Origin of the sequence: Nocardia huaxiensis (assembly GCF_013744875.1) — a bacterium.
GTDB lineage: Bacteria > Actinomycetota > Actinomycetes > Mycobacteriales > Mycobacteriaceae > Nocardia > Nocardia huaxiensis.
In genome coordinates this window covers 8195089-8217298 of record NZ_CP059399.1, presented here as the reverse complement: position 1 = coordinate 8217298, position 22210 = coordinate 8195089, and the positions used below count along the sequence as shown (strand labels likewise).

Genomic DNA, 22210 nt, shown 5'->3' with positions numbered 1-22210 from the left:
TGATCCCGGCGTGTGATTGCCCATATTGATCTGCGGTTATCCACATCGCGCGGGTGAAACAGCAGCGGCGGCATCCGATCGGATGCCGCCGCTGCGCATTGCTGAGAAGTTCCTGTCAGTCCGCCCACACCTGCTCGATCGGGGTGCCCTCGTTGGGCGGCGGGGTCGGGATCCCGCCCGGGGTGCGGGAGAAGCGGGGAGCCGGGGCGTGCTGAACGACGCCGTCGATGTCGATCAAGCCGGTGCGGGCTTGGATGTGGGGGTTTTGTTCGGCCTCGGTGAAGGTGAGGACGGGGGTGGTGCAGGCGTCGGTGGGTTCGAAGATGGCCCACCATTCGTCGCGGGTTTTGGTTTTGAACTTGTCGGCGAAGAGCTTTCGGAGTTGGTCCTGGCCGGCGGGGTCGAGTTGGTGGGGGAGGCCCTCGGGGTCGATTTCGAGGCCCTTCAGGAATTCGGCGTAGAACTGGGGCTCGATGCAGCCGACTGCCATGTATTTGCCGTCGGCGGTTTCGTAGGTGTCGTAGAAGGCCATGCCGGTGTCGAGGAGGTTGGTGCCGCGCTCGTCGGACCACAGGCCCATGCCCTTCATGCCCCAGATCATGTGGGAGAGGGCCAGCGCGCCGTCGATCATGGCGGCGTCGATGACCTGGCCCTTGCCGGAGGTCTGGCGTTCGACCAACGCGGCGAGGATGCCGAAGACGAGGAACATGGAGCCGCCGCCGAAGTCGCCGACCATGTTCAGCGGCGGGACGGGGCGTTCGCCCTTGCGGCCGATGGCGTTCAGGACGCCGGTGAGGGAGATGTAGTTGATGTCGTGGCCGGCGCGGTCGGCGAGCGGGCCGTACTGGCCCCAGCCGGTCATGCGGCCGTAGACGAGCTTCGGATTGCGTTCCAGCGCAACGTCGGGGCCCAGGCCCATGCGCTCGGTGACGCCGGGGCGGAAGCCTTCGAGCAGCACGTCGGCCTTCTCGACGAGGCCGAGCACCTTCTCGATGTCCGCGGGATCCTTCAGGTTGGCTTCGACGATGGTGCGGCCACGCCACTGCGGGCGCTCCATGAAGCCGGGGAACTGGCCGGCCCGCTGCACCCGCACCACATCCGCGCCGAGGTCGGCGAGCAGCAGTGCCGCGTGCGGACCGGGGCCGATGCCGGCCAGTTCGACCACTCGAATGCCCGCGAGCGGGCCCTGCTTGGCGGTGGATGGAGTGCTCACGCCCTACCTCGGTTCATCGTCGAATCCTGCGCACCGGCTCACACACCGGTGTTGACAGTATGACAATAACTGCGAGCGGGATGCCCTCACACCCGTGGGGCTCGGTCGAATTGTGCTGAAGCATAGTGATCGCGGTCACAATCCCCCCTATATGAAACTACAGCATTTCATAGTGTGGCGAAATGGCGATGGGCCTCGACGTCCGGGGTCCCTTACGCACCACCGCTTTTCGTTAGGAACCACCATGAAACGGGCTCTCGCCATCGGCCTTCTCGCCACCGCCGCCCTCGCCGTATCGACCGCACCCGCCCACGCCGAGGGACTGCCGCTGACCGACACCGCCGACACCGGGAGTTCCCGGGTCATCCAGTGTGAGGGCGGGCGAGAGGTGGTGGTGTACGACGGAACCGGCTCCGCGGCCGCCGATCTGGGATCCGCAGCGGTTGGCCTGGGGTACGTCATCCTGCACGACGTGCTCACCGGCAATACCGGCAGCGGCGCCGACGCGGCTGTCGACGGCCCCTGTGACACCGACGAACAGGGCGGGATGACGCGCCTGCTCACCGCGCTGCACACCGGCTCTCAGGGCTGATCCGCCGTGCGTCCGGCATCGGATCACGACCCGATGCCGGACCACCTCGTAACGGGGGCGGGGGCTGCGCCCCCTGGGAAAATAGCGAGAATCGGTGACGAACCGAGCGGAGGAGCCGAAGTGAGCGCAGCGGGTGAGGTCATGGTCGGCCTCGCGATTGTGATCGGACTGGTGGGCGTCATCGTGCCGGTGCTGCCCGGGGTGCTGTTGATCCTGGTCGCCATCGGCGTCTGGGCCTTCGTCACCGGCGGGACCACCGCCTGGACCGTATTCGCGGTCTGCGCAACGTTTCTCGTGATCAGCGGGGTGGTGAAATACACCTGGCCGGGTCGCAAGATGCAGGAGGCCGGGGTGCCCACGCGCTCGATCGTGCTCGGCGCGGTGCTCGGCATCATCGGCTTCTTCGTAATACCGGTGATCGGCCTGCTGCTGGGATTCGTTCTCGGCGTGTACGTTTCGGAGCTACAGCGGCTCGGCAACCATCAGGCCGCCTGGCCCTCCACCGTCGAGGCGCTGAAAGGCGTTGGGCTGTCGATACTTATCGAACTGTTCGGCGCGCTGCTGGCGTCCGGGGTCTGGCTCGCCGCCGCCATCGCGATCTAACGGTCGATGCGCGGCAGCGGCAGGGTCGGCGGAGGCGGCAGCGGTAGTTCCGAACGGCGCAGCCGCAGCGTCGGCGCCTGCGAAGAGTCAAGGCGCAGAGTCGGATTCGGATCCTCGAAGTGGCGTTCCTTGGCGGGCAGCCCGTAGAAGGCACGCGCATTGTCTTCGAGCACCCGATGCAGATCCGACCCCACCGCATCCGAGATCAGCTCGACATCGGAATCGAGGAACGGCCGCCCGGCCCGCGTCCCCGGCAGGTCCGTGCCGAACATCAGCGCTTCGGGATTCACAGTGTGGATCTTGCGCAGCGCCGAGCCCACATCCATGGACACCCGCCCGAACCCGGACGCCTTCACCTTGGCCCCGCGATCCACCAGATTCAGCAGGTAGGGCAGGCATTCGTCGGACCCGCCCATATGGTCGATGGACAGCTTCGGCAATTTGGTGATCACCGGCTCCAGCGACCCGAGCATGGATCCGTCGATGTAGAGCTCCACATGCCAGCGCGCGATCTCCCAGGCCCGCAGCGCCAGCATGGTCAGCCCGACGATGTCGCCACCCGCCCGCTTCAGGTTGAACCGGATCGCCCGTACGCCCGCGAAGTTGAGATCCACGATCTCGTCGTCCGGCGTCTCCGGCGAGAGATTGGTGACGCCGACCCAGCCGTCCCCGAGCTCGGCCAGCGCCGCGCGTAGATACGTCTGATCCGTGCCCTGGAAGGAGCCGCTGACCACCGCACCACCGTCGATGTCGAAGCGCGACATGCGCCGCTTGTAATCGGCGATGGTGTACGGGTCGGGCAGGTAGCCCTCGTTCTCGATCAGCGGGAACCGCGGATCGATGAGATGGACATGGGCATCGAACACGTGATCAGCATGCCTCAGAACGGTGACAAGTGCGGAAAACCTTGTCCGCCTGGTGGATTACGCCAGGTCAGGACTGGTTGGAAACCTTGTCCGGCTCGGACGCGCGCAGCATGTCCTCGCGCTCCACGACCTTGACGCGCTCGCGGCCCTCCGGCTCGCCCAGCGCCCGCTCGTGGGCGTCGAGGCGGTACCAGCCGGCCCAGGTGGTGAAGGGGATGCCCTTCTCCTCCAGGAACGCGGTGACGGCGTCCAGCTCGGGTTCGGCGGCCGGGATGAAGCCGGCGGCGTCGTCGAGCAGGCAGGCGATGGTCTCGTTGGCGTCGCCCTTGGTGTGGCCGATGAGGCCGACGGGGCCGCGCTTGATCCAGCCGGTAACGTAGGTCTGCGGCATGAACCGGTCCGCGCCGTCGGCGTCCTCGTTCACGAGCACGCGTCCGGCCTCGTTGGGCACGGTGCCGGCCTGATCGTCGAAGGGCAGCTGCGGGATGTTCTGCGACAGATAGCCGACCGCGCGGTACACGGCCTGCACGTCCCAGTCCTTGAACTCGCCGGTGCCCTTGCAGTTGCCGGTGCCGTCGAGCGAGGTGCGCTCGGTGCGCAGGCCGACGACCTTGCCGTCGGCGTCGCCGATGACCTCGGACGGGGATTCGAAGAAGTGCAGGTACAGCTTGTGCGGGCGGTTGCCGATATCGCGAATCGCCCACTGCTCCAAGGTATTGCAGATCATGTCGACCTGCTTGGAGTGGCGGCGCGCGGCCTCGGAGCCTTCGTCGTAGTCGATGTCCTCGGGGTCGACGATGACCTCGATGGTCGGCGAGTGGTCGAGCTCGCGCAGTTCCAGGGGGGTGAACTTGGCCTGCGCGGGACCGCGGCGGCCGAACACGTGCACTTCCAGGGCCTGGTTGCCCTTGAGGCCCTCGTAGACGTTCGGCGGGATCTCGGTCGGCAGCAGTTCGTCGCCGGTCTTGGCGAGCACGCGCGCCACGTCGAGGGCGACGTTGCCGACGCCGAGCACGGCGACCTTCTTGGCGTCCAGCGGCCAGGTGCGCGGGACGTCCGGGTGGCCGTCGTACCAGGAGACGAAGTCGGCCGCGCCGTAGGAGCCGTCGAGGCCGATGCCCGGGATCTCCAGCGCGCGGTCGGCATTGGCGCCGGTGGAGAAGATGATGGCGTCGTAGAAGCGCCGCAGGTCCTCGAGGTTGATGTCGACGCCGTAGTCGATATTGCCGAGCAGGCGCACCTGCGGCTTGTCGAGCACCTTGTGCAGGGCGGTGATGATGCCCTTGATGCGAGGGTGGTCGGGAGCGACGCCGTAGCGGATGAGGCCGAACGGGGCGGGCATCCGCTCGTAGAGGTCGATGCTCACGTCCGCGTCGGATTTCATCAACGCGTCGGCGGCGTAGATGCCGGCCGGGCCCGCGCCCACGATCGCAATGCGGAGCGGGCGGGTCGCTGCACTCTGTTCGGTCATTCTTACGCGCACCCTTTGGGTCGAAACTATCTTGCCGTCAGTACTTAGCCGTCTGTCTTAGCTTAGGCTAAGTTGACGCCCTGGCTCGGGTGGTCCCGTTCACTCTGGTAACCCCCGACGCTGCAGCGTTGCTGCGTGGTGTTGCTATTCCCGCTCTCGCGCGGGAATTGTGGTGATTCTATCGGTGAGGTGGACCACCCTCCCGCGCGGTGCGGTGAACTGTGGGAATGCCCACCCCGCGCGTGTACCCGGTGTCGCGGCCGGAACACCCCGGTCGACCAGGCATGATCTACCCATGAGCGACGTCGATGACCAGCCGGTACGGATCGATCAGGGTGAGACGCGGACTCTGCTGCCATTCCTGGTGGCGGCGGGCGTCATCGTGGTTGTAATCATCGGAATTGTTATTGCCGCGCTGGTGTCGCCGGTTGAGAAGAATGTCACAGATAGCGACCGCCTGGCCGTCGCTGCCAGCACCTTCACCCAATCCCGCAGTGGCACCGACGTACTCGATCCGCGCACGGCCTGCCCGGGGTTCGATCAGAAGCGGTCGCCATTGCAGCCGCCGGCCGGAGAACAGGCCGCCACATACGAATTCGTGCGGCTCACCGACGCGCAGCTGAACGGGGATCAGGCCACCGCGCAGGTCACCACCCGCACCGACGGCGTCGAATCCACCTCGACCTGGCATTTCAGCAAGACCGACAACCGCTGGCTGGTCTGCAATTCCTGATCGTGATCCCGGTCGACGGGGGCCGGGGGCAGAGCCTCCGATTCCGGGGTCCGGGGGCAGAGCCCCTGGGGAAAGAATTGACAGTCGGGCATTGGTCCGGGCAATCTCAACCCAGGTCATGAGTACCAGCGTGAAGCCCCGGCTGGCTGGTCGGCAACCCTCCTCCGCGGTGGGGTGCTCCGGGTGACGACCTGGCCCGCACCGCTGGAAAATTCGTGGTGCGGCAAGTGCGGATTCACAGGAGGTTCGAGTGAGCTACGCGGGTGACATCACGCCGAAGCAGGCGTGGGAACTGTTGCGCGACAATCCGGATGCGGTGCTGGTCGATGTGCGCACCGAGGCCGAATGGCGGTTCGTCGGGGTGCCCGACACCAGCGGCATCGGCCGCCCGACCGCGCTGATCGAATGGGTGGACTTCACCGGCGGCCCGAACTCGCGGTTCGTGGACCAGCTGAGGAACGTCCTCGCCGACCGTGATTCGGCGTCGGAGGCCCCGGTCATCTTCATCTGCCGTTCGGGTCAGCGGTCCATCGGCGCGGCCACCGCCGCCACTGCGGCCGGTTTCGCTCCGTCCTTCAATGTCGTCGAAGGTTTCGAAGGCGCGCTCGACGCGCAGGGTCATCGCGGCCAGACCGGCTGGCGCGCGGACGGACTTCCGTGGAGGCAGTCGTGATCACTGGTGGTTCGTTCGACCGGCCGCTGCCCGAGGGCGTCGGCCCGGCCACGCTCGGCGTGCGCGGCGGCATCCGGCGCTCCGGTTTCGAGGAGACCTCCGAGGCGCTGTTCCTGAACTCCGGTTTCGTCTACGAGAGCGCCGAGGCCGCGGAAGCGTCCTTCACCGGCGACATCGAGCATTTCGTCTACTCCCGCTACGGCAATCCCACGGTCGCCATGTTCGAGGAGCGCCTGCGCCTGATCGACGGCGCGGAAGCGGCTTTCGCCACGGCCTCGGGCATGTCCGCGGTGTTCACCGCCCTGGGCGCGCTGCTCGGCGCGGGTGACCGCCTGGTCGCCGCTCGCAGCCTGTTCGGCTCCTGTTTCGTGGTCGCGAACGAGATCCTGCCGCGCTGGGGTGTCGAGACGGTCTTCGTCGACGGCGAGGACCTGGACCAGTGGGAGCAGGCCCTGTCCGTCCCCACCCAGGCCGTCTTCTTCGAAACCCCGTCCAACCCGATGCAGTCCCTCGTGGACGTGCGCAAGGTCACCGAGCTGGCCCACGCCGCCGGCGCGAAGGTGGTGCTGGACAACGTCTTCGCCACCCCGCTGCTGCAGCGCGGCTTCGACTTGGGCGCGGACGTCCTGGTCTACTCCGGCACCAAGCACATCGACGGCCAGGGCCGCGTCCTCGGCGGCGCCATCCTCGGCCCCCAGGACTACATCGACGGCCCCGTCAAAAACCTTATGCGCCACACGGGCCCGGCCCTGAGCCCCTTCAATGCCTGGACGTTGCTGAAGGGCCTGGAGACGATGCCCCTGCGCGTCCGCCAGTCCAACGCCTCGGCCCTGCGCATCGCCGAGTTCCTGGAACAGCACCCCGCCGTGGCCTGGGTGAAGTACCCGTTCCTGAAGTCGCACCCCCAGTACGACCTCGCCCAGTCCCAAATGTCCGGCGGCGGAACGGTAGTCACCTTCGAACTCAAGGCCCCCGAAGGCGAAGCCAAGAAGCGCGCCTTCGAGGTCCTCAACGGCCTCCGCATCATCGACATCTCCAACAACCTCGGTGACGCCAAGACCCTCATCACCCACCCGGCCACCACCACCCACCGCGCCATGGGCCCGGAAGGCCGTGCGGCAGTGGGCATCACCGACGGCGTAGTCCGCATCTCCATCGGCCTCGAAGACATCGAGGACCTGCTCGGCGACTTGGACCGCGCACTGAGCTGAGCGGTAAGGGCAATCGATAAGCGGAATCTCTATTGCCCTGATATTTGTGCATCCCATATCCCGTGGGATGTATGGTTAGGACGTCACCTCGGGTGATGGTTGGTGAGGGCCAAGCCGCTGGCTAGAGCGGCCTGGCCCGTGGATTACCGGTCCGTATGGAGCAGGTCCAGAATCAACCTGACCACCTGGATGAGAGCCCCGGCTACTGCGGCGGTCGCGCGAACGGACGCCCAGTTGACCGGGGTTTTCCTTTCCGGATCATTCATTCAATCCACACCTCCTTCCTGGACACGGCGTAGACCAATCCGCCGTCCCTCGGAGAGAGGTGTCGCCCACGATAGCCGTTGGCGCTGAGGGGTTTTCGGCGTTTCGCGGAATATATCCGCAGGTCAACCGCCCGGTTCGTAGGCAGGGGAACTCGCTGACTCAAATACGCTGTTCGGCCTACTTCGCACTCCACGATGGAGGACGTGAAGGGAGACGACGAGTGGTTCGAGCAGGAGACACCGGAGCGTAAGGCCGCGTGGGTGCGGCAGGAGACGCTGATGGCCACCGGGTTGATCGCCATCGGGGTGGTGGTCATTCAGCCGTTCCTCACGGCTGGGCCGCTGAACTGGTCGGCGACCATTGCGGTGATCGCGTTCGCGGTGGCGTTGCCGCATTTGGCGATCGTGGCGTTGATCGATGACTGGCCGTCCGCGGGTTATCCGACTTCCAGTCTGCTGCCGTCGATTGCGAAGAGCATCGGGTTGGGGAGTGGCTGTGTGGGGGTGGCGGCGGCGTTCTGGCATATCTCGTGGGTGGCGGGGGTGGTGTTGCTGGCGAGCGGGTTCGGGGCGTTCATCGCGCACACGGTGTTCTTCGACAAGGTCAGCATGGAGGCGCGGCCCGAGACGGGTGGAGAACCGACGAATGATTGACAGCGTGCTGTCAAATATGACAGGATACTGTCATGACGATGAAGACAGTGCACCTGGCCGTTTACGACACCTTCGCCGACTGGGAGCCGGGGCACGCCACCGCGCACATCAATCGCGCACTGTGGCATCGGGAGCCGGGTACGTGGCAGGTCCGGACTGTTGGAATCAGCGCCGAGCCTGTTGTTTCGGCGGGTGGCATGCGGGTGGTGCCGGATGTCGTGCTCTCCGAGCTGTCGCCGGAAGACAGTGCGATGCTGATCCTGCCGGGATCCGATATCTGGGAAACCGGTGCGCTGAAGGACTTTTCGGCGAAGGCGGCGGAATTCCTGGCGGCCGGGGTGCCGGTGGCGGCGATCTGCGGGGCCACGTTCGGGCTCGCGGCGGCGGGGCTGCTGGATTCGCGGTCGCACACCAGCAATGATCCGAATTACCTTGGCTTCAGCGGATATTCGGGCGGCGAGCACTATGTGCACGAGACGGCGGTCACCGACGGGGATCTGATCACGGCCACGGGGACGCGGCCGGTGGATTTCGCGCGAGAGATCTTCGCGCGCTTGGACATCTACGAGCCGCAGGTGCTGGAAGCCTGGTACAAGCTCTACGGGGAGAACGATCCGGCGGGGTTCTACGCGCTGGCCGAGTACGAAGAGCAGCGGGCGTGAACCGCGAGCAGGAGCTGTTCGCGACCGCGGCGATAACGTCGTTCAAGCTGAACGGCCAATTCCTCACCATCGCTGAGGAATTGGCCAAACCGGCGGGGATCACCGCCGCGTGGTGGCAGGTGCTCGGTGCGGTGCTGCACGAGCCGCTGCCGGTGGCGGGCATCGCCCGCGCGATGGGCATCACCCGGCAGAGCGTGCAGCGCATCGCGGATCTGCTGGTGGACAAGGGACTTGCGGAGTACCGGCCCAACCCCGCGCATCGGCGCGCGAAGCTGGTCGCCATCACCGAGGCGGGTAACGACGCCGTGAAACGTATCGATCCGCAGCACGCGAAGATGGCGGCGCGACTGACCGCCGAGCTGGGGGAGGAGCAGCTCGCCCGCATCGCCGAGGCGCTGACCACGCTGTCGGCGGCACTGGAGCGGCTCGAGGCGGAGTAACCCCCGTCATCCCGCCATGGCATCCCCTCGTCATCCCAGGCGGCTCATCAACTGCCCGTGTGGATTCCGGCTAAAAGCGCGCCGGAATGACGGGGGAGGTCAGCGGTCAAAGGGTGCGCGCGTGTGACCGACCAGATCCGCTACGGAATCCACGATCATGGTGGGCCGGAACGGAAAGTCTTCGGCGGTGGTGCGGCCTGAAATTCCGCTCGTCACGAGAATGGTGCGCATCCCCGCTTCGAGGCCGGAGATGACGTCGGTGTCCATACGGTCGCCGATCATGACCGAGGACTGCGAGTGTGCGCCGATGCGTCGCAGGGCCGAGCGCATCATGAGCGAGTTGGGTTTGCCGACGTAGTACGGCTCCTTGCCGGTGGCCCGGGTGATGAGCGCGGCGACCGAACCTGTTGCGGGCAGGATGCCTTCGCGCGACGGTCCGGTGGCATCCGGGTTGGTGGCGATGAAGCGCGCGCCCGCCGAGATCAGCCGGATGGCGGTGGTGATGGCCTCGAACGAGTAGGTGCGGGTTTCGCCCAGCACCACGTAGTCCGGATCGCTGTCGGTGAGGACGTAGCCGATTTCGTGCAGGGCGGTGGTGAGCCCGGATTCGCCTACGACATAGGCGGTTCCGCCGGGTCGCTGGTCGTTGAGGAAGGTGGCGGTGGCCAGCGCGGAGGTCCAGATGGATTCGACGGGGATGTCGAGTCCGCTGTGCCGCAGGCGTGCCTGCAGGTCGCGGGCGGTGTAGATGGAGTTGTTGGTGAGCACCAGGAACGGGATCTCGTTGTCGCGCAGTTCGGCGAGGAACTTGTCGGCTCCCGGGATCAGGTGGTTCTCGTGCACCAGCACGCCATCCATATCGGTGAGGTAGGACAGGATCGGCTCATTGGTGGTGGTCACGTTCGCCGAGTCTAGTTTGCTGTCGCGTCACTCGGGGCTGTGTGAAGCCATCCGGTCGGTTCTCTGAGCGACCCTCGCCACACCGTCCCCCGCTCCGGGCATATGGTGCGAAGTAGTACGACACAGCGCAAACAGCGACAGGAGTGGCGCAGGTGAAGAACCTCAAGCTCGGATACAAGGCGTCGGCGGAACAGTTCGGTCCGCGCGAACTGGTGGAGATCGCGGTGCTGGCCGAGGAACACGGCATGGACAGCGCGACCGTGAGCGACCACTTCCAGCCGTGGCGGCACAATGGCGGGCACGCCCCCTTCTCGCTGGCCTGGATGGCCGCGGTGGGCGAGCGCACGCAGCGCATCCAGCTCGGCACCTCGGTGCTGACCCCGACCTTCCGCTACAACCCCGCGGTCATCGCGCAGGCGTTCGCCACCATGGGCTGCCTGTACCCCGACCGCATCATGCTCGGCGTCGGCACCGGCGAGGCGCTGAACGAGATCGCCACCGGCTTCACCGGCGAATGGCCGGAATTCAAGGAGCGTTTCGCCCGCCTGCGCGAATCCGTCGACCTCATGCGCGCCCTGTGGACCGGTGACCGCGTCGACTTCGACGGCGAGTACTACAAGACCGTCGGCGCGTCGATCTACGACGTCCCGAAGGGCGGCATCCCCGTCTACATCGCCGCCGGCGGCCCGTTGGTGGCCCGCTACGCCGGTCGCGCCGGCGACGGTTTCATCTGCACCTCCGGCAAGGGCATGGATCTCTACACCGAGAAGCTCATGCCCGCGGTGGCCGAGGGCGCGGCCAAGGTCGGCCGCACCGTCGAGGACATCGACCGCATGATCGAGATCAAGATCTCCTACGACACCGATCCCGAACTGGCGCTGGAGAATACGCGCTTCTGGGCCCCGCTGTCGCTGACCGCCGAGCAGAAGCACTCCATCACCGACCCGATCGAGATGGAGGCCGCCGCCGACGCCCTGCCCATCGAGCAGATCGCCAAGCGCTGGATCGTGGCCAGCGACCCGGACCAGGCCGTCGAGCAGATCAAGCAGTACACCGACGCCGGCCTGAACCACCTGGTCTTCCACGCGCCGGGCCACGACCAGAAGCGTTTCCTGGAACTGTTCGAGCGGGACCTGGCCCCGCGCCTGCGCGCCCTGGCCTGATCACGCCCGATCCACCACCTTGGTGGGCGAAAGCGTCCACGCGCCACCGCCTTCCAGGTGCAGTAGCTGAGTGTGATGCCGATCCACCGTGCTGCGATGCGCCACGCTGACCAGCACGGTGTCCGGCGCCTTGGTGCGCACCAGGTGGTAGAGCGTGTATTCGAGGCCCTCGTCGACGGAGGAGGTGGCCTCGTCCAGGAAGGCCAGCTTGGGTTGCAGCAGCAGAATGCGGGCGAAGCCGACGCGCTGCTGTTCACCGGGGGAAAGCGTTGACGCCCAATCGGTTTCTTCATCCAATCGCTCGATCAGATGCCCGAGGTTGACCTCGAGCAGCGTCTCGCGTACCGAGTCGTCGTCCAGGGTGCTCGCCGGCGCCGGATAGGCGATGACGCTGCGCAGATCCCCGAGCGGCAGATACGGCCGCTGCGACAGGAACAGTGTGTCGTTCCCGAGTGGCCGTCGCACCGATCCTGTGGTGTACGGCCACAATTCACCGATGCTGCGCAGCAGGGTGGTCTTCCCGACGCCGGAATCACCCTTGATGACGAGGGCGTCGCCGGGTTTCAGCGTCAGTCGCAGGTCGTCCACCAGCACGGTCCCGTCCGGCTTGCGCACCTGCACCGCATCGAGTTCCAGCCCGTCGACAGCGGAATCTGTTGCGAGCGAAGGCAGTTCCCGCCCCTTGCGGTCGGCCTCGAGCAGCCCGTCGAGCCGGATGAGCGTGGCCCGGTAGTAGGTGAACGCCGCATACGACATCTGCGGCATGGACAGTGCGTTCTGCACCTGGGAGAACGCGCTCGACGCCTGCTGCAGATCGCCGATCGTGGTGGTGCCGGCGAACACACGCGGCCCCAGCAGCAGAATCGTGAAGATGCCGCCCACCTGCTGCGTCACCAGATTCCACCCGAAGAACCGCAGCAGCCGGTACACCCGCGCCCACGCGTTCGCGATGACCGCCGAGAACCGCAGGTTCAGCCCGCTGCGCTCCTGCCGCTCACCGTTGTAGAAGGCCACGTTCTCGGCGTTCTCCCGCAGCCGCACCAGCGCGAAACGGTAGTCGGCGGTGCGCCGCTGGAACCAGAAGTTCAGTTTGATCAGCGGATTCGCCACCCAGAACGCGACCACGGTGGCCAGCGCGATCCAGATGAACGCCGCGAACACCAGCGCCTTGGGCACGGTCACGCCGAAGACGTCGAGCGGCCCGGACAGCCGCCACAGGATCGGCGTGAACGACACCAGGGTGAGCCCGCTGCCGATCACGCCATTGGCGCTCACCGTGTACGGCCCGACCGAGCCGCCGAAGATCAGCGAGTACGACCCTTCGACGAAGTCGTACACGTCCTGCTGGATGCGCTGGTCGGCATTGTCGATGCTCTTGTCGATGAACCGGGTCCGGTAGTACGCCTTGCCCGCCATCCAATCGTCCAGGTAACGCGTGTTCAGCCATGTCCACCAATGGATTTGGAAAGCCTGCTGCAACCAGTAGCTGACCACGCCCATGGTCACGGTGATGGTCGACAGGATGCCGAACACGGTCAGCGCCCGCCAGAACAGCTCGCGCGCGTGCGCGGTGTCCGGTCCCGCGCTGCCGTCCACCAGCGCCTGCACACCGAACTGGAGCGAGGTGAACAGGTCGTTGTAGACGTAGGTGACCAGCACGGTCATGCGCACGCTGTACACGGCCAGCAGCAGCACGACGGCGAACAGGCCCCATGCGGGCCAGCTCTGCCGCCCGGTGAAGTAGCCGCCGGTGATGCGCCAGAACATCCGGCCCCACTCGGTGAACCGGACGAGCGCCGCGGTGCCCGCCAGGAACAGGGCCGCGGTGATGGCGAAGGCTTTGGTGATCCACCAGAGGCTGCGCAGAGCCTCGTGTCCCCAGTCGAGTCCGGAGGCTCCGATCATGCGGGGAGCCTATGGCAGACCCTTGGCTATCCCTGTGATGAAACGCGCATCGGTGCACTGAGCACGGTGGGACATAAGTCCTATCGGTACGCTTTCGACCATGGCTGCCACCCCGGTTTCCAGTGTGTACATCGCGTCCTCGGAGGGCGACACCGGCAAGTCCACGGTGGCGCTCGGCGTTCTCCAGATGCTGGCCGCCACCACCCCGCGGGTGGGCGTGTTCCGGCCCATCACCCGCTCGGCCACCGAGCGCGACTACATCCTGGAACTGCTGCTGGAGCATTCCACCGCGGATGTGGACTACGAGCAGGCCATCGGCGTCAACTACGAGCAGGTGCACGCCGATCCGGACGCCGCGATCTCCGAGATCGTGATGCGCTATCACGACATGGCCAAGCACTGCGACGCCGTGCTCATTCTGGGCAGCGACTACACGGATGTGGCCAGCCCGAGCGAGCTCCGCTACAACGCCCGCATCGCCGTGAACCTGGGCGCGCCGGTGTTGCTGGTGGTGCGCGGGGCGGGCCGGTCGCCCAATGATCTGAGCCACCTGGTCGAGCTGTGCGCCAATGAGCTGAACTCCGAGCACGCCAAGCTGGTGGCCGTCATCGCCAACCGCTGCGAACCCGCCCTGCTGGACGAAGACGCCGACGCCTTGAAGGTCGGCGGCGTGCCGGCGTGGGCGCTGCCCGAGGTGCCGTTGCTGACCGCGCCCACCATGGAGGAGCTGTGCGAGGCCATCCACGGTGAGATCTACAGTGGCGACCCGGAACTCATGCAGCGCGAGGCCCTGGAAGTGATCGTCGGGTCCATGACCATCGAGCACATTCTGGAGCGTCTGGGTGAGGGCATGGCGGTCATCGCCCCCGGTGACCGCTCGGATGTGCTGCTGGCGCTCGTGAATGCCCATGAGGCAGCGGGTTTTCCGTCGCTGGCGGGCATCATCATGAACGGCGGCATGCGCCCGAAGCCGACCATCGAACGCCTCATGGAGGGGCTGAAGCCGAAGCTGCCCATCCTGTCCACCAATCTCGGCACCTTCGAGACCGCCAAGGCCGTATCCCGCACCCGCGGGCGGGTTTCGCTGTCCAGCATCCGCAAGGTGGATACCGCGCTGGCGCTCATGGAGGAGCGGGTGGACGCGCGGGAACTGTTGCGGCAGATCGAAGTTCCGATCCCCAGCGTGGTCACGCCGCAGATGTTCGAATACCAGTTGATCGAGCGGGCGCGGGGTGATCGCAAGCGCATCGTGCTGCCCGAGGGCGACGACGACCGCATTCTGCGCGCCGCCGGCCGGGTGCTGCAGCGCAAGATCGCCGATCTCACCATTCTCGGTGACGAGGCGACCGTGCGCGGCCGCGCCGCCGAACTGGGTGTGAACATCGACGCCGCCGAGGTGCTCGATCCCCGAACCTGCCCGCTGCGTGACGAATTCGCCGAGGAGTACGCGCGGCTGCGCGCCCACAAGGGCATGACGGTCGACCGCGCCCGCGAATACCTGACCGACATCTCGTATTTCGGCACCATGATGGTGCAGATGGGCGTCGCCGACGGCATGGTGTCGGGCGCCGCGCACACCACCGCGCACACCATCCGGCCCTCCTTCGAGATCATCAAGACCCAGCCGGGCGTCTCCACGGTGTCGAGTGTGTTCCTCATGTGTCTCGCGGATCGTGTTCTGGTGTACGGCGATTGCGCCGTCGTGCCGGATCCGACCTCCGAGCAGCTGGCCGATATCGCGATCTCCTCGGCGCGCACCGCCGCCCAGTTCGGCATCGATCCGAAGGTGGCCATGCTGTCCTACTCGACGGGCGAATCCGGGTCCGGCGCGGATGTGGACAAGGTGCGCACCGCCACCAAGCTGGTGCACGAACGCTCGCCGGAATTGCTGGTGGAGGGGCCGATCCAGTACGACGCGGCCATCGAGCCCACCGTGGCCAGCACCAAGCTGCCGAATTCCGAGGTGGCGGGCCGGGCGACGGTCTTCATTTTCCCCGACCTGAATACGGGTAACAACACCTACAAGGCCGTGCAGCGCAGTGCCGGCGCGGTCGCCATCGGCCCGGTGCTGCAGGGTCTGCGCAAGCCGGTCAACGACCTGTCGCGCGGCGCGCTGGTCGCCGACATCGTGAACACCGTGGCCATCACCGCCATTCAGGCGCAGCAGGAGGCACTGTGAAGGTTCTCGTCATCAACTCGGGATCCTCGTCGATCAAATACCAGCTGCTGGACGCGAATTCGGCGGATGTGGTGGCGTCCGGGGTGGTGCAGCGCATCGGCGAACCGGTCGCCGACGGCTCGCCCACCATCGAACACAAAAGTGACGGAAAGACTTTCACGCACGATGGCGCGGTGCCCGACCACGCGGCCGGATTGCGCCTGGTGTTCGACCTGTTCACCGAGAGCGGGCACGACCTCGCGGACGAGAACCTGGGCGCGGTCGGTCACCGGGTGGTGCACGGCGGCGAGGTCTTCTACGAGCCCACGCTGATCACCGACGAGGTGGTTCGTACCATCGCCGACCTGTCCTCCCTTGCGCCGCTGCACAATCCGGCGAATGTGGTGGGCATCGAGAGCGCGCGCGGGCTGCTGCCGGACATCCCGCAGGTGGCGGTGTTCGACACCGCGTTCTTCCATCACCTGCCGGACGCCGCGAAAACCTACGCCGTCGACGCGAAAGTCGCTGCCGCGCACGGTGTCCGCAAGTACGGCTTCCACGGCACCTCACACGACTACGTGTCCGGTCAGGTGGCGAAGTTCCTCGGCCGCGACCGCGCCGACGTGAACCAGATCGTGCTGCACCTGGGCAACGGCGCTTCCGCCTCCGCGATTCGCGGGGACCGGGCCGTCGACACCACCATGGGCCTCACCCCGCTGGAGGGCCTGGTCATGGGCACCCGCTCCGGTGATCTGGACCCCGGCATCCTCTTCCACCTGATCCGCACCGCCGACATGAACGTCGACGACGTGGACGCCCTGCTCAACCGCAACTCCGGAATCAAGGGCCTGTCCGGTGTCAACGACTTCCGCGAACTCGGTCAGCTCATCGAAACCGGAGACGCCGCAGCGCAACTCGCCTTCGACGTCTACATCCACCGGCTACGCCGCTACATCGGCGCGTACCTGGTGGAACTCGGCCGGGTGGACGCCATCACCTTCACCGCCGGGGTCGGCGAGAACGACGCCAAGGTCCGGGCGGCGGCGCTGAAAGACCTGGAGCGCTACGGCATCCGGGTCGACGCGGCACGCAATACCGCGAAAGACCGGTCCGCCCGCCGCATCTCGCCCGACGACGCCGAGGTGGCCGTCCTGGTGGTCCCCACCAACGAGGAACTGGCCATCGCGCGCGCGGCCGCCGCACTCGTCGGCTGAACACCCTTCACGAAATCGTCACGATGCCCTTGGCATGGTGATCCCCGGACCCGGTTCCTCCGGTCCACCGGAACCCGTGTCGCGAAACGCACAGCTGCGGTAGGGATCGAAACTTCCCTCGCCGATCCCGCAGACCTTTCGGCTGCCCCCGAAGGTCACCGCAGCGCGACACGGGTTTTTGTGTGCTCTGTCTAATTTGCCCTCCGCTTCGCTCCCCCGCTCCGTCAGTCCAGAATCGAGACGGCCGCGAACCGCTGTGTGATGCAACTGGAGTGGCGGCGGGTGTGTGTTTGCTCAGAACCAGGATTTGGCGCGGACGGCGTTGGCCAGGTCGACCAGGGCGTAGCGGTGGGTGCGGTCGGGGGCGTAGCGGGCCAGGCCACGGAGGCCGGTTTCGATGCCGCCGCGCAGGTCGCGGTCGGTGAAGGGTGCGGTAAAGAGTTTGGCGGCGGTGGTTTTCGGGGTGTTGCCGGCCTGCAGCCAGCCGAGGGCGGTGCCGAGGACCAGGACACGCAGCTGGGCGGCGCGGGTCTCGCCGGGCGGGAGGGCTTGGACGCGGGCTGCGGCCACGTGCAGGGTGGCCTCGTCGAGTTCGGCCATCGGGGCGCTGGTGAGCAGCATGAGGATGGCCGTCATGCGAGCTTCGGAGTAGTGGCGGGAGGCGGGCGGGACCTCATCCAGGGCGTGCACCGCGGCGGTGGTGTCGCCGGCGGCGGCCAGCTGGCGGGCCAGGCCGAAGGCGGCGGAGACCACGCCGCGGTCGGTGCGCCAGACCGTGTCGTAGTACTTCTCGGCGTAGCCGCGCCACTGTTCGGGGTCGGGTGAATCCCAGTGCTGGAGAATGAGTTCCGCGGTGGCGGCGAGCGCCAGCTTGGGGGCGATCTCGCCGGGAATGCGATTCAGGACGGCATCGAAGCGGCCGAAGGCGCGTTCGAAGTCGAGTTCGAGCAGCTCGGTCATGCCGAGATACCAGTCGGTGCGCCAGTCCGGTGCGGGCGGATCGGGGGTCTCGGCGAGCCGGTCCAGCAGAATGCGGGCGGCGGCCGGTTCGTCCAGATCCAGGTGGGCGCGGGCCTCGGCGAGGGTCACCTCGAGCTCGAAAGTCTCCGGCGCGCCACCGGGTTCGGCGGCGGCGCGCTGACGGGCGTGCCGGAGTTCGTCGAGGGCGTGCCGGGGTTCCGGATGTGCGGCGCCGGCCAGCAGGGGTGCGGACGGGTCGGCCGGATCGATGATCGGCACCGGCAGCGCGGCCACCACCGCCCGGGGATCCAGCAGGGTGTCGCGGGCGATGCCGTCGATGAGCCCGTCGGTCTGCGCGATCAGCTCGTCGGTGCCGAAGCTGCTGCGCGGCGGGCTGAAAAGCGTGGACAGCTGCGGATGTTCGCTGCCGGTCTCGACGGCGAGGATCTCGCGCAGCACGCCGGTGAGCTGGCTGGCGAACAGCCGAGCGGACGGGAAGCGGCGGTCCGGGTCCGGATCGGTGGCGGCCAGCAGCAGCCGGTGATAGAACTCGTGCCGCGCCAGCACCGGCTGGGTGGACGCGTCCGGGATGCCGTCGACGTACGCGCCGCGCTGCATGGGCATGTCCAGGGTGAGCACGGCGATCGTGCGCCCGACCGTATAGATGTCCGAGGCCACCGTGGGCCCGGTGCGCGCGATCTCCGGCGCTTGGAAACCCCTGGTGCCGTACAGGTTTCCGTACGCCTCGAATTGCGCGACCGCGCCCAGGTCGATGAGCTCCACCCGGTCGGTGGTCACCATGATGTTGTCCGGCTTGAGATCGTTGTAGGCCAGCCCCACCGAATGCAGATAGTCCAGGGCCGGAAGTACTTCCAGCACATAGGCGATGGCCTCGGTGACCGGCATGCGCTCCGGTCGCGGGTAATTGTCGAGCAGGTCGCGCAGTGAATGCCCGCCCACGTACTCCATGACGATGTAACCGATGGGCGTCCCGTCCGGGCCGGGATGCTCCACGAAATTGTGGATCTTCACGATGCTCGGATGCACGACCTCGGCCAGGAATTGCCGCTCCGCCAGGGCCACCGCCTGCGCTTCGGCGTCACCGGCGTGGAGCAGGCCCTTGAGCACCACCCACCGGTCGCTCACATTCCGGTCGATGGCCAGGTAGATCCACCCGAGCCCGCCGTGCGCGATACAGCCTTGGATCTCGTACTGCCCGGCCACCACGTCACCGGAATACAGCGATGGCCGGAAATCGTAAGGCGCACCGCAGATCTCGCACACGCCGACGGTGGCCGACACCCGGGTCGGGGTGGCCCGGCCGACCGGCTTGCCGCATCGCCAGCAGAACCGGCGGCCTTCCGCCACAACGGGATCCGCCAGCACCGCCTGCTCCGGGTCCACCGGCTCGACCGCCGGAATCGGCACCAGCCCGGCCCCCAGCCGCCGCACCACCGGCCGCGTGCGGGCCAAGCGGGCGGTCCGCTGCGACGGCCGCGTCGGCGTCGGGACGTCCGAATCCGTACTGTCGGAACCGGTTTCGGATCGAGATCTGCGGGGGCCGGTGTCCCCGGGTAGCTCGCCGCGGGGGAGCGGACCGGTGCGATCGGAGAGATCGCTGCGCGGGAGCGGCCCGGTCCCGCCGAACTCGTGCTCGCGGACGAAGTGCGCGGTGCCGTCGAGATCGGCGTGCCGGTGTGTCTGCTCGGTCGCGCCGTGATCTGCGTGCCGCGATGTCTGTTCGGTGGCGCCGTGATCATCTGTCCGCCAGACGTATTCGGTGCTGCCGTTCTCCTCGGTCCGCCGCGTGAACTGTGTCGCCGCTCCGGTTTCGTCCGGAGTCCGGGTGGCCTCCGGCTGCTCCGGTGCGGGGCGGTAGAAGGTGGAGGTCGGTTCCGGTCGCACATAGTCGGGCGCGGGTTCGTCCCCGGGTGTCGATGGCGTGTCGCGGAACCAGGCCGAAGTCGCTTCCGGGGCAGCGGGATTCGCGTCGGATTCCGCGTGGGACGGGGGTTCGTCGGCGCCGCGGGGCGGGGGCTGGGGGTCTGGGTGTCGGCTCATGGTCAGTCCTGGTACCTTGCCGGGGGCGGGACGGCGGCCTGCCCCAGTTCGTCGGCCAGCCACTCGGTGTAGAGGCGATTCCACGTGCCGTCGGAGCGGATGCGTTCCAGCACGCCGTTGACGAAGCGGACCAGATCGTCGGCGCCCTTGGGCATGCCGATGCCGTACTGCTCGGTGCTCAGGTTCGGGCCGACCACTTCGGTCAGCGGATCCTGCACGGCGAGCCCGGCCAGCACGGTGTCGTCGGTGCTGACGGCATCCACCTGCCGCTGTTGCAGCACCACCAGGCAGTCGGCCCAGCTGGGCACGGTGAGTATGGACGCGGCGGGCTGTTCGCGCCGGATGCGGTCCAGCGAGGTGGTGCCGCGCACCACGCACACCCGTTTGCCCGCCAGATCGTTGAGCCCGCCGATGCCGGAGCCGTGCACGGTCAGCACCCGCTGATGCGCCTCCAGGTACGAGGTGGAGAAGCTGACCCGTTGCCGCCGTTCACAATTGATGGTCATGGTCTTGACCACCACATCGACGGTGCGCTCCTGTAGCGCGCGCTCGCGGTCGGCGGAACCGAGTATGCGGTATTCGATGGCGTTCGGATTGCCGAGCAGGTCGCGGGCGATCTCCTTGGCGATGTCGACATCGAAGCCGTCCAGCGTGCCGGTGGTCGGGTCGCGGAAGCTGAAGAGATTGCTGCCCGGATCGAGTCCCACGATCAGGCGTCCACGGGTGCGGATCGCATCGAGGTCGGGTCCGGTCCGTGTTCCGTTGGGCCGCAGGCTCGCGGTCGGATCCGAGCAGGCCGGCTCGTCGGGCGGCAGCGACGAATGCGTCTGCGCCGCAATGGCTCCCGAGGGTAGCGGCGGTTCGATGTAACTGGGCACCCGGGTGGAGGGTGCGGGCGGTGGCGAGGTGTCCCCGCATCCGGCGGTGAACGCCAGCGCGAACATCGCGAAAGCGGCTGGTAGCAAACGTCTTCGGGAGCTCATCGGTACTCCCGTAGTCGCGGCCACAGTCCCGCCGCGATGAGTACGGCGGCCGCGGTGCTCAACACCAGCGCGCCCGGCGCCAGCAGATCCAGGGTGCGTGCGGCGTGTGAGGTGTTGGCGCGCAACTCGTATCGAGTGTCTCCGATGCCGTCGGCCAGTGCCCGATCCAGGGCGTCGACCTGTGCGGTGGCCTCATTGGCCCCCGACCCGGTGGCGACCGCGCCCGCCCCGATGAAGTCGCCCCGCGAGAGCGCGTCGTTCATCCGCTGATGCGCACCGCGCCAGCGGTCCAGGGCGGCGGTGGCGGTGGCGACATCCTTGGCCCCGGGCGCGTCCGACGGGTACTCGGCAAGGATCTCGCGCAGCCGCTCGGTGGCCTGGTCGTAGGTCTGGTCGTAGGCGGTGCCCATATCCCGGCGCACCAGCTTGAGGGTTTCCGCGGTGCGCGCCTGCTGCACCAGGATTCGGCTCTCGGTCAGGTACGAGGTCGGCACGCTGCCGTCGTCGCGGGCGCGGGTGGTGTCGACCGCCGAGATGAAACCCGCGACGACCGTCCACGACAGCAGCACCACCATCGTGGCGGTGGCCAGCAGCAGCCCGGCATTGAGCACCCGGTTCCAGTGCCGGAACAGGAACACCTGCGCCACCGTCAGCGCCGCCACCGCCAGCAGCGGCAGCACGATGGCCGGCCACGGCGGGCGCACATGATTGCGCTGGGTTTCGGTGATGGCCGCGGCCCGATGCTCCTGCAGTTCGTGCGCCATCGGCAGCATGGTCGACTGCATGAGATTGGACGCCTCGCTGAGGTAGGCGGCGCCGACCGGTTCGCCGAGGCGATTGTTGGTGCGCGCGGTCTCCACGAGTCCGGAGTAGACGGGGAGGCCGGTGGCAATCCCGGTGCGCAGATGCGTGTCCTCGCCGCCGCTGCGATCGGATTGCGTCACCAGTTCCGCGGCCGCCTCGCCGAGGGCCTGCGTGTACCGGTCGCGCACCGCTTTCGGTTCGAGGCCGCCGGAGATGAACGCCGTGCCCGCCGAGGCATCGGCCACCGACAGCGAGGTGTAGAGCCGCTGCGCCGAATACGCGTCCGGCTCGGCCTGATCCAGCAGCACGTCGAGCGCGTGTTGCCGATCGGTCACCGCCGTCGCCGTGACCGCCCCGGCCGCCACGCACAAACCCAGCAGCAGCAGTCCGATGGCAATGAGTTTGGCCGGTGACGAGCGGGCGAACAGCCGCAGTTCGGCGGTGTCGAAGCGGTCGCGGAGGGTGGCCGCCGCGACGCGCGGCGACAACTCCTCGAGCCGCAACTCCTCGGTGCGAGCCATGTTCACCTCCCACTCACCAGACCGAACGACCGACTGGTCGATATCGGTTGAGCTTATTGTGGACGTACCGATGCCGTGACGCGGGAACACCCGCCGGAGGCGCGGCGTGCCCCGTTCCAGGGGGTTCGGGGGCGCCGGTCCCGCGGAACCTTGCGGA

Annotated in this window: 19 protein-coding genes and 1 riboswitch; of the genes, 11 read left to right on the top strand and 8 right to left on the bottom strand. The window is 67.3% G+C overall.

The annotated features are described in order from the left end of the window. Positions 1-115: 115 nt before the first annotated feature. Positions 116-1213, bottom strand: coding sequence for a CaiB/BaiF CoA transferase family protein (locus H0264_RS37640; RefSeq protein ID WP_181581951.1), 1098 nt, complete (start codon positions 1211-1213; stop codon positions 116-118). Between the two features lie 244 nt (positions 1214-1457). Between H0264_RS37640 and H0264_RS37635 the strand changes: the two genes are divergently transcribed. After that, on the top strand, positions 1458-1805 hold the full coding sequence (locus tag H0264_RS37635; RefSeq protein WP_181581950.1) for a hypothetical protein: 348 nt from the start codon (positions 1458-1460) through the stop codon (positions 1803-1805). Positions 1806-1946: 141 nt separating this feature from the next. Then, positions 1947-2408, top strand: coding sequence for a DUF456 domain-containing protein (locus H0264_RS37630; protein ID WP_420832136.1), 462 nt, complete (start codon positions 1947-1949; stop codon positions 2406-2408). Here H0264_RS37630 and H0264_RS37625 read toward each other — a convergent pair. Together H0264_RS37625 and H0264_RS37620 are read right to left on the bottom strand one after the other, a co-directional pair. After that, positions 2405-3274, bottom strand: coding sequence for an amidohydrolase family protein (locus tag H0264_RS37625; protein WP_181581948.1), 870 nt, complete (start codon positions 3272-3274; stop codon positions 2405-2407). The two genes, H0264_RS37630 and H0264_RS37625, sit on opposite strands and share 4 nt — an antisense overlap. A gap of 67 nt (positions 3275-3341) precedes the next feature. Beyond that, positions 3342-4745 carry an FAD-dependent oxidoreductase gene (locus tag H0264_RS37620; protein ID WP_181581947.1) on the bottom strand — a complete coding sequence of 468 codons (1404 nt, stop codon included), beginning with the start codon at positions 4743-4745 and terminating at the stop codon, positions 3342-3344. Between the two features lie 295 nt (positions 4746-5040). Between H0264_RS37620 and H0264_RS37615 the strand changes: the two genes are divergently transcribed. The 6 genes from H0264_RS37615 (at position 5041) to H0264_RS37590 (ending at position 9384) form a co-directional block, all read left to right on the top strand. Further along, positions 5041-5478: an Rv0361 family membrane protein gene (locus tag H0264_RS37615; RefSeq protein ID WP_181581946.1), complete on the top strand. Its 438-nt coding sequence runs from the start codon at positions 5041-5043 to the stop codon at positions 5476-5478. A gap of 114 nt (positions 5479-5592) precedes the next feature. Further along, positions 5593-5714: riboswitch (SAM riboswitch) on the top strand. A gap of 14 nt (positions 5715-5728) precedes the next feature. Beyond that, positions 5729-6151, top strand: coding sequence for a rhodanese-like domain-containing protein (locus H0264_RS37610; RefSeq protein WP_181581945.1), 423 nt, complete (start codon positions 5729-5731; stop codon positions 6149-6151). Next, entirely contained in the window at positions 6148-7362 is a 1215-nt protein-coding gene (locus tag H0264_RS37605) for an O-succinylhomoserine sulfhydrylase (RefSeq protein ID WP_181581944.1), read from the top strand. Before H0264_RS37610 ends, H0264_RS37605 begins: the two co-directional genes overlap by 4 nt. 470 nt (positions 7363-7832) lie before the next feature. Beyond that, entirely contained in the window at positions 7833-8282 is a 450-nt protein-coding gene (locus H0264_RS37600) for a hypothetical protein (protein WP_181581943.1), read from the top strand. A 38-nt stretch (positions 8283-8320) separates the two neighbouring features. Then, a complete protein-coding gene (locus H0264_RS37595; protein ID WP_420832135.1) occupies positions 8321-8944 on the top strand; it encodes a type 1 glutamine amidotransferase family protein in 624 nt (207 codons plus the stop codon). Beyond that, positions 8941-9384 (top strand): MarR family winged helix-turn-helix transcriptional regulator, encoded by a 444-nt coding sequence (locus tag H0264_RS37590; RefSeq protein ID WP_181581941.1) that lies wholly within the window; start codon positions 8941-8943, stop codon positions 9382-9384. Before H0264_RS37595 ends, H0264_RS37590 begins: the two co-directional genes overlap by 4 nt. Before the next feature lie 99 nt (positions 9385-9483). Here the strand turns inward: H0264_RS37590 and H0264_RS37585 are convergent, their stop codons facing one another. Further along, entirely contained in the window at positions 9484-10242 is a 759-nt protein-coding gene (locus tag H0264_RS37585; RefSeq protein WP_420832134.1) for an HAD-IIA family hydrolase, read from the bottom strand. 194 nt (positions 10243-10436) lie between these two features. On the opposite strand from H0264_RS37585, the gene fgd reads away from it, so the two are divergent. Then, the gene (gene fgd / locus H0264_RS37580) at positions 10437-11447 is read left to right on the top strand and encodes a glucose-6-phosphate dehydrogenase (coenzyme-F420) (RefSeq protein ID WP_181581939.1); all 1011 of its coding nucleotides are present in this window, start codon (positions 10437-10439) and stop codon (positions 11445-11447) included. On the opposite strand, the gene H0264_RS37575 is transcribed toward fgd, so the two are convergent. Continuing rightward, positions 11448-13352: an ABC transporter ATP-binding protein/permease gene (locus H0264_RS37575; RefSeq protein ID WP_181581938.1), complete on the bottom strand. Its 1905-nt coding sequence runs from the start codon at positions 13350-13352 to the stop codon at positions 11448-11450. Between the two features lie 100 nt (positions 13353-13452). Here H0264_RS37575 and pta point away from each other — a divergent pair, with 100 nt between their 5' ends. Then, complete coding sequence (gene pta / locus H0264_RS37570) at positions 13453-15531, top strand: phosphate acetyltransferase (RefSeq protein ID WP_181581937.1); 2079 nt, start codon at positions 13453-13455, stop codon at positions 15529-15531. Beyond that, a complete protein-coding gene (locus H0264_RS37565) occupies positions 15528-16724 on the top strand; it encodes an acetate kinase (protein ID WP_181581936.1) in 1197 nt (398 codons plus the stop codon). Before pta ends, H0264_RS37565 begins: the two co-directional genes overlap by 4 nt. A 294-nt stretch (positions 16725-17018) precedes the next feature. Here H0264_RS37565 and H0264_RS37560 read toward each other — a convergent pair whose 3' ends face one another. The 3 genes from H0264_RS37560 to H0264_RS37550 are packed head-to-tail and all read right to left on the bottom strand — an operon-like array spanning position 17019 to position 22053. Next, positions 17019-19745 (bottom strand): serine/threonine-protein kinase, encoded by a 2727-nt coding sequence (locus H0264_RS37560; protein ID WP_181581935.1) that lies wholly within the window; start codon positions 19743-19745, stop codon positions 17019-17021. A gap of 2 nt (positions 19746-19747) precedes the next feature. Continuing rightward, a complete protein-coding gene (locus tag H0264_RS37555) occupies positions 19748-20728 on the bottom strand; it encodes a glutamate ABC transporter substrate-binding protein (protein ID WP_181581934.1) in 981 nt (326 codons plus the stop codon). Continuing rightward, the gene (locus H0264_RS37550) at positions 20725-22053 is read right to left on the bottom strand and encodes a hypothetical protein (RefSeq protein ID WP_181581933.1); all 1329 of its coding nucleotides are present in this window, start codon (positions 22051-22053) and stop codon (positions 20725-20727) included. The genes H0264_RS37555 and H0264_RS37550 overlap by 4 nt, the downstream gene beginning before the upstream one ends. Positions 22054-22210: the final 157 nt, after the last annotated feature.

Coding starts and splice junctions, on each gene's coding strand:
- H0264_RS37635 (WP_181581950.1), top strand. CDS start 1,458: ATGAAACGGGCTCTCGCCATCGGCCTTCTCGCCACCGCCGCCCTCGCC.
- H0264_RS37630 (WP_420832136.1), top strand. CDS start 1,947: ATGGTCGGCCTCGCGATTGTGATCGGACTGGTGGGCGTCATCGTGCCG.
- H0264_RS37620 (WP_181581947.1), bottom strand. CDS start 4,745: ATGACCGAACAGAGTGCAGCGACCCGCCCGCTCCGCATTGCGATCGTG.
- H0264_RS37615 (WP_181581946.1), top strand. CDS start 5,041: ATGAGCGACGTCGATGACCAGCCGGTACGGATCGATCAGGGTGAGACG.
- H0264_RS37595 (WP_420832135.1), top strand. CDS start 8,321: ATGAAGACAGTGCACCTGGCCGTTTACGACACCTTCGCCGACTGGGAG.
- H0264_RS37585 (WP_420832134.1), bottom strand. CDS start 10,242: ATGGATGGCGTGCTGGTGCACGAGAACCACCTGATCCCGGGAGCCGAC.
- H0264_RS37575 (WP_181581938.1), bottom strand. CDS start 13,352: ATGATCGGAGCCTCCGGACTCGACTGGGGACACGAGGCTCTGCGCAGC.
- pta (WP_181581937.1), top strand. CDS start 13,453: ATGGCTGCCACCCCGGTTTCCAGTGTGTACATCGCGTCCTCGGAGGGC.
- H0264_RS37560 (WP_181581935.1), bottom strand. CDS start 19,745: ATGAGCCGACACCCAGACCCCCAGCCCCCGCCCCGCGGCGCCGACGAA.
- H0264_RS37555 (WP_181581934.1), bottom strand. CDS start 20,728: ATGAGCTCCCGAAGACGTTTGCTACCAGCCGCTTTCGCGATGTTCGCG.
- H0264_RS37550 (WP_181581933.1), bottom strand. CDS start 22,053: ATGGCTCGCACCGAGGAGTTGCGGCTCGAGGAGTTGTCGCCGCGCGTC.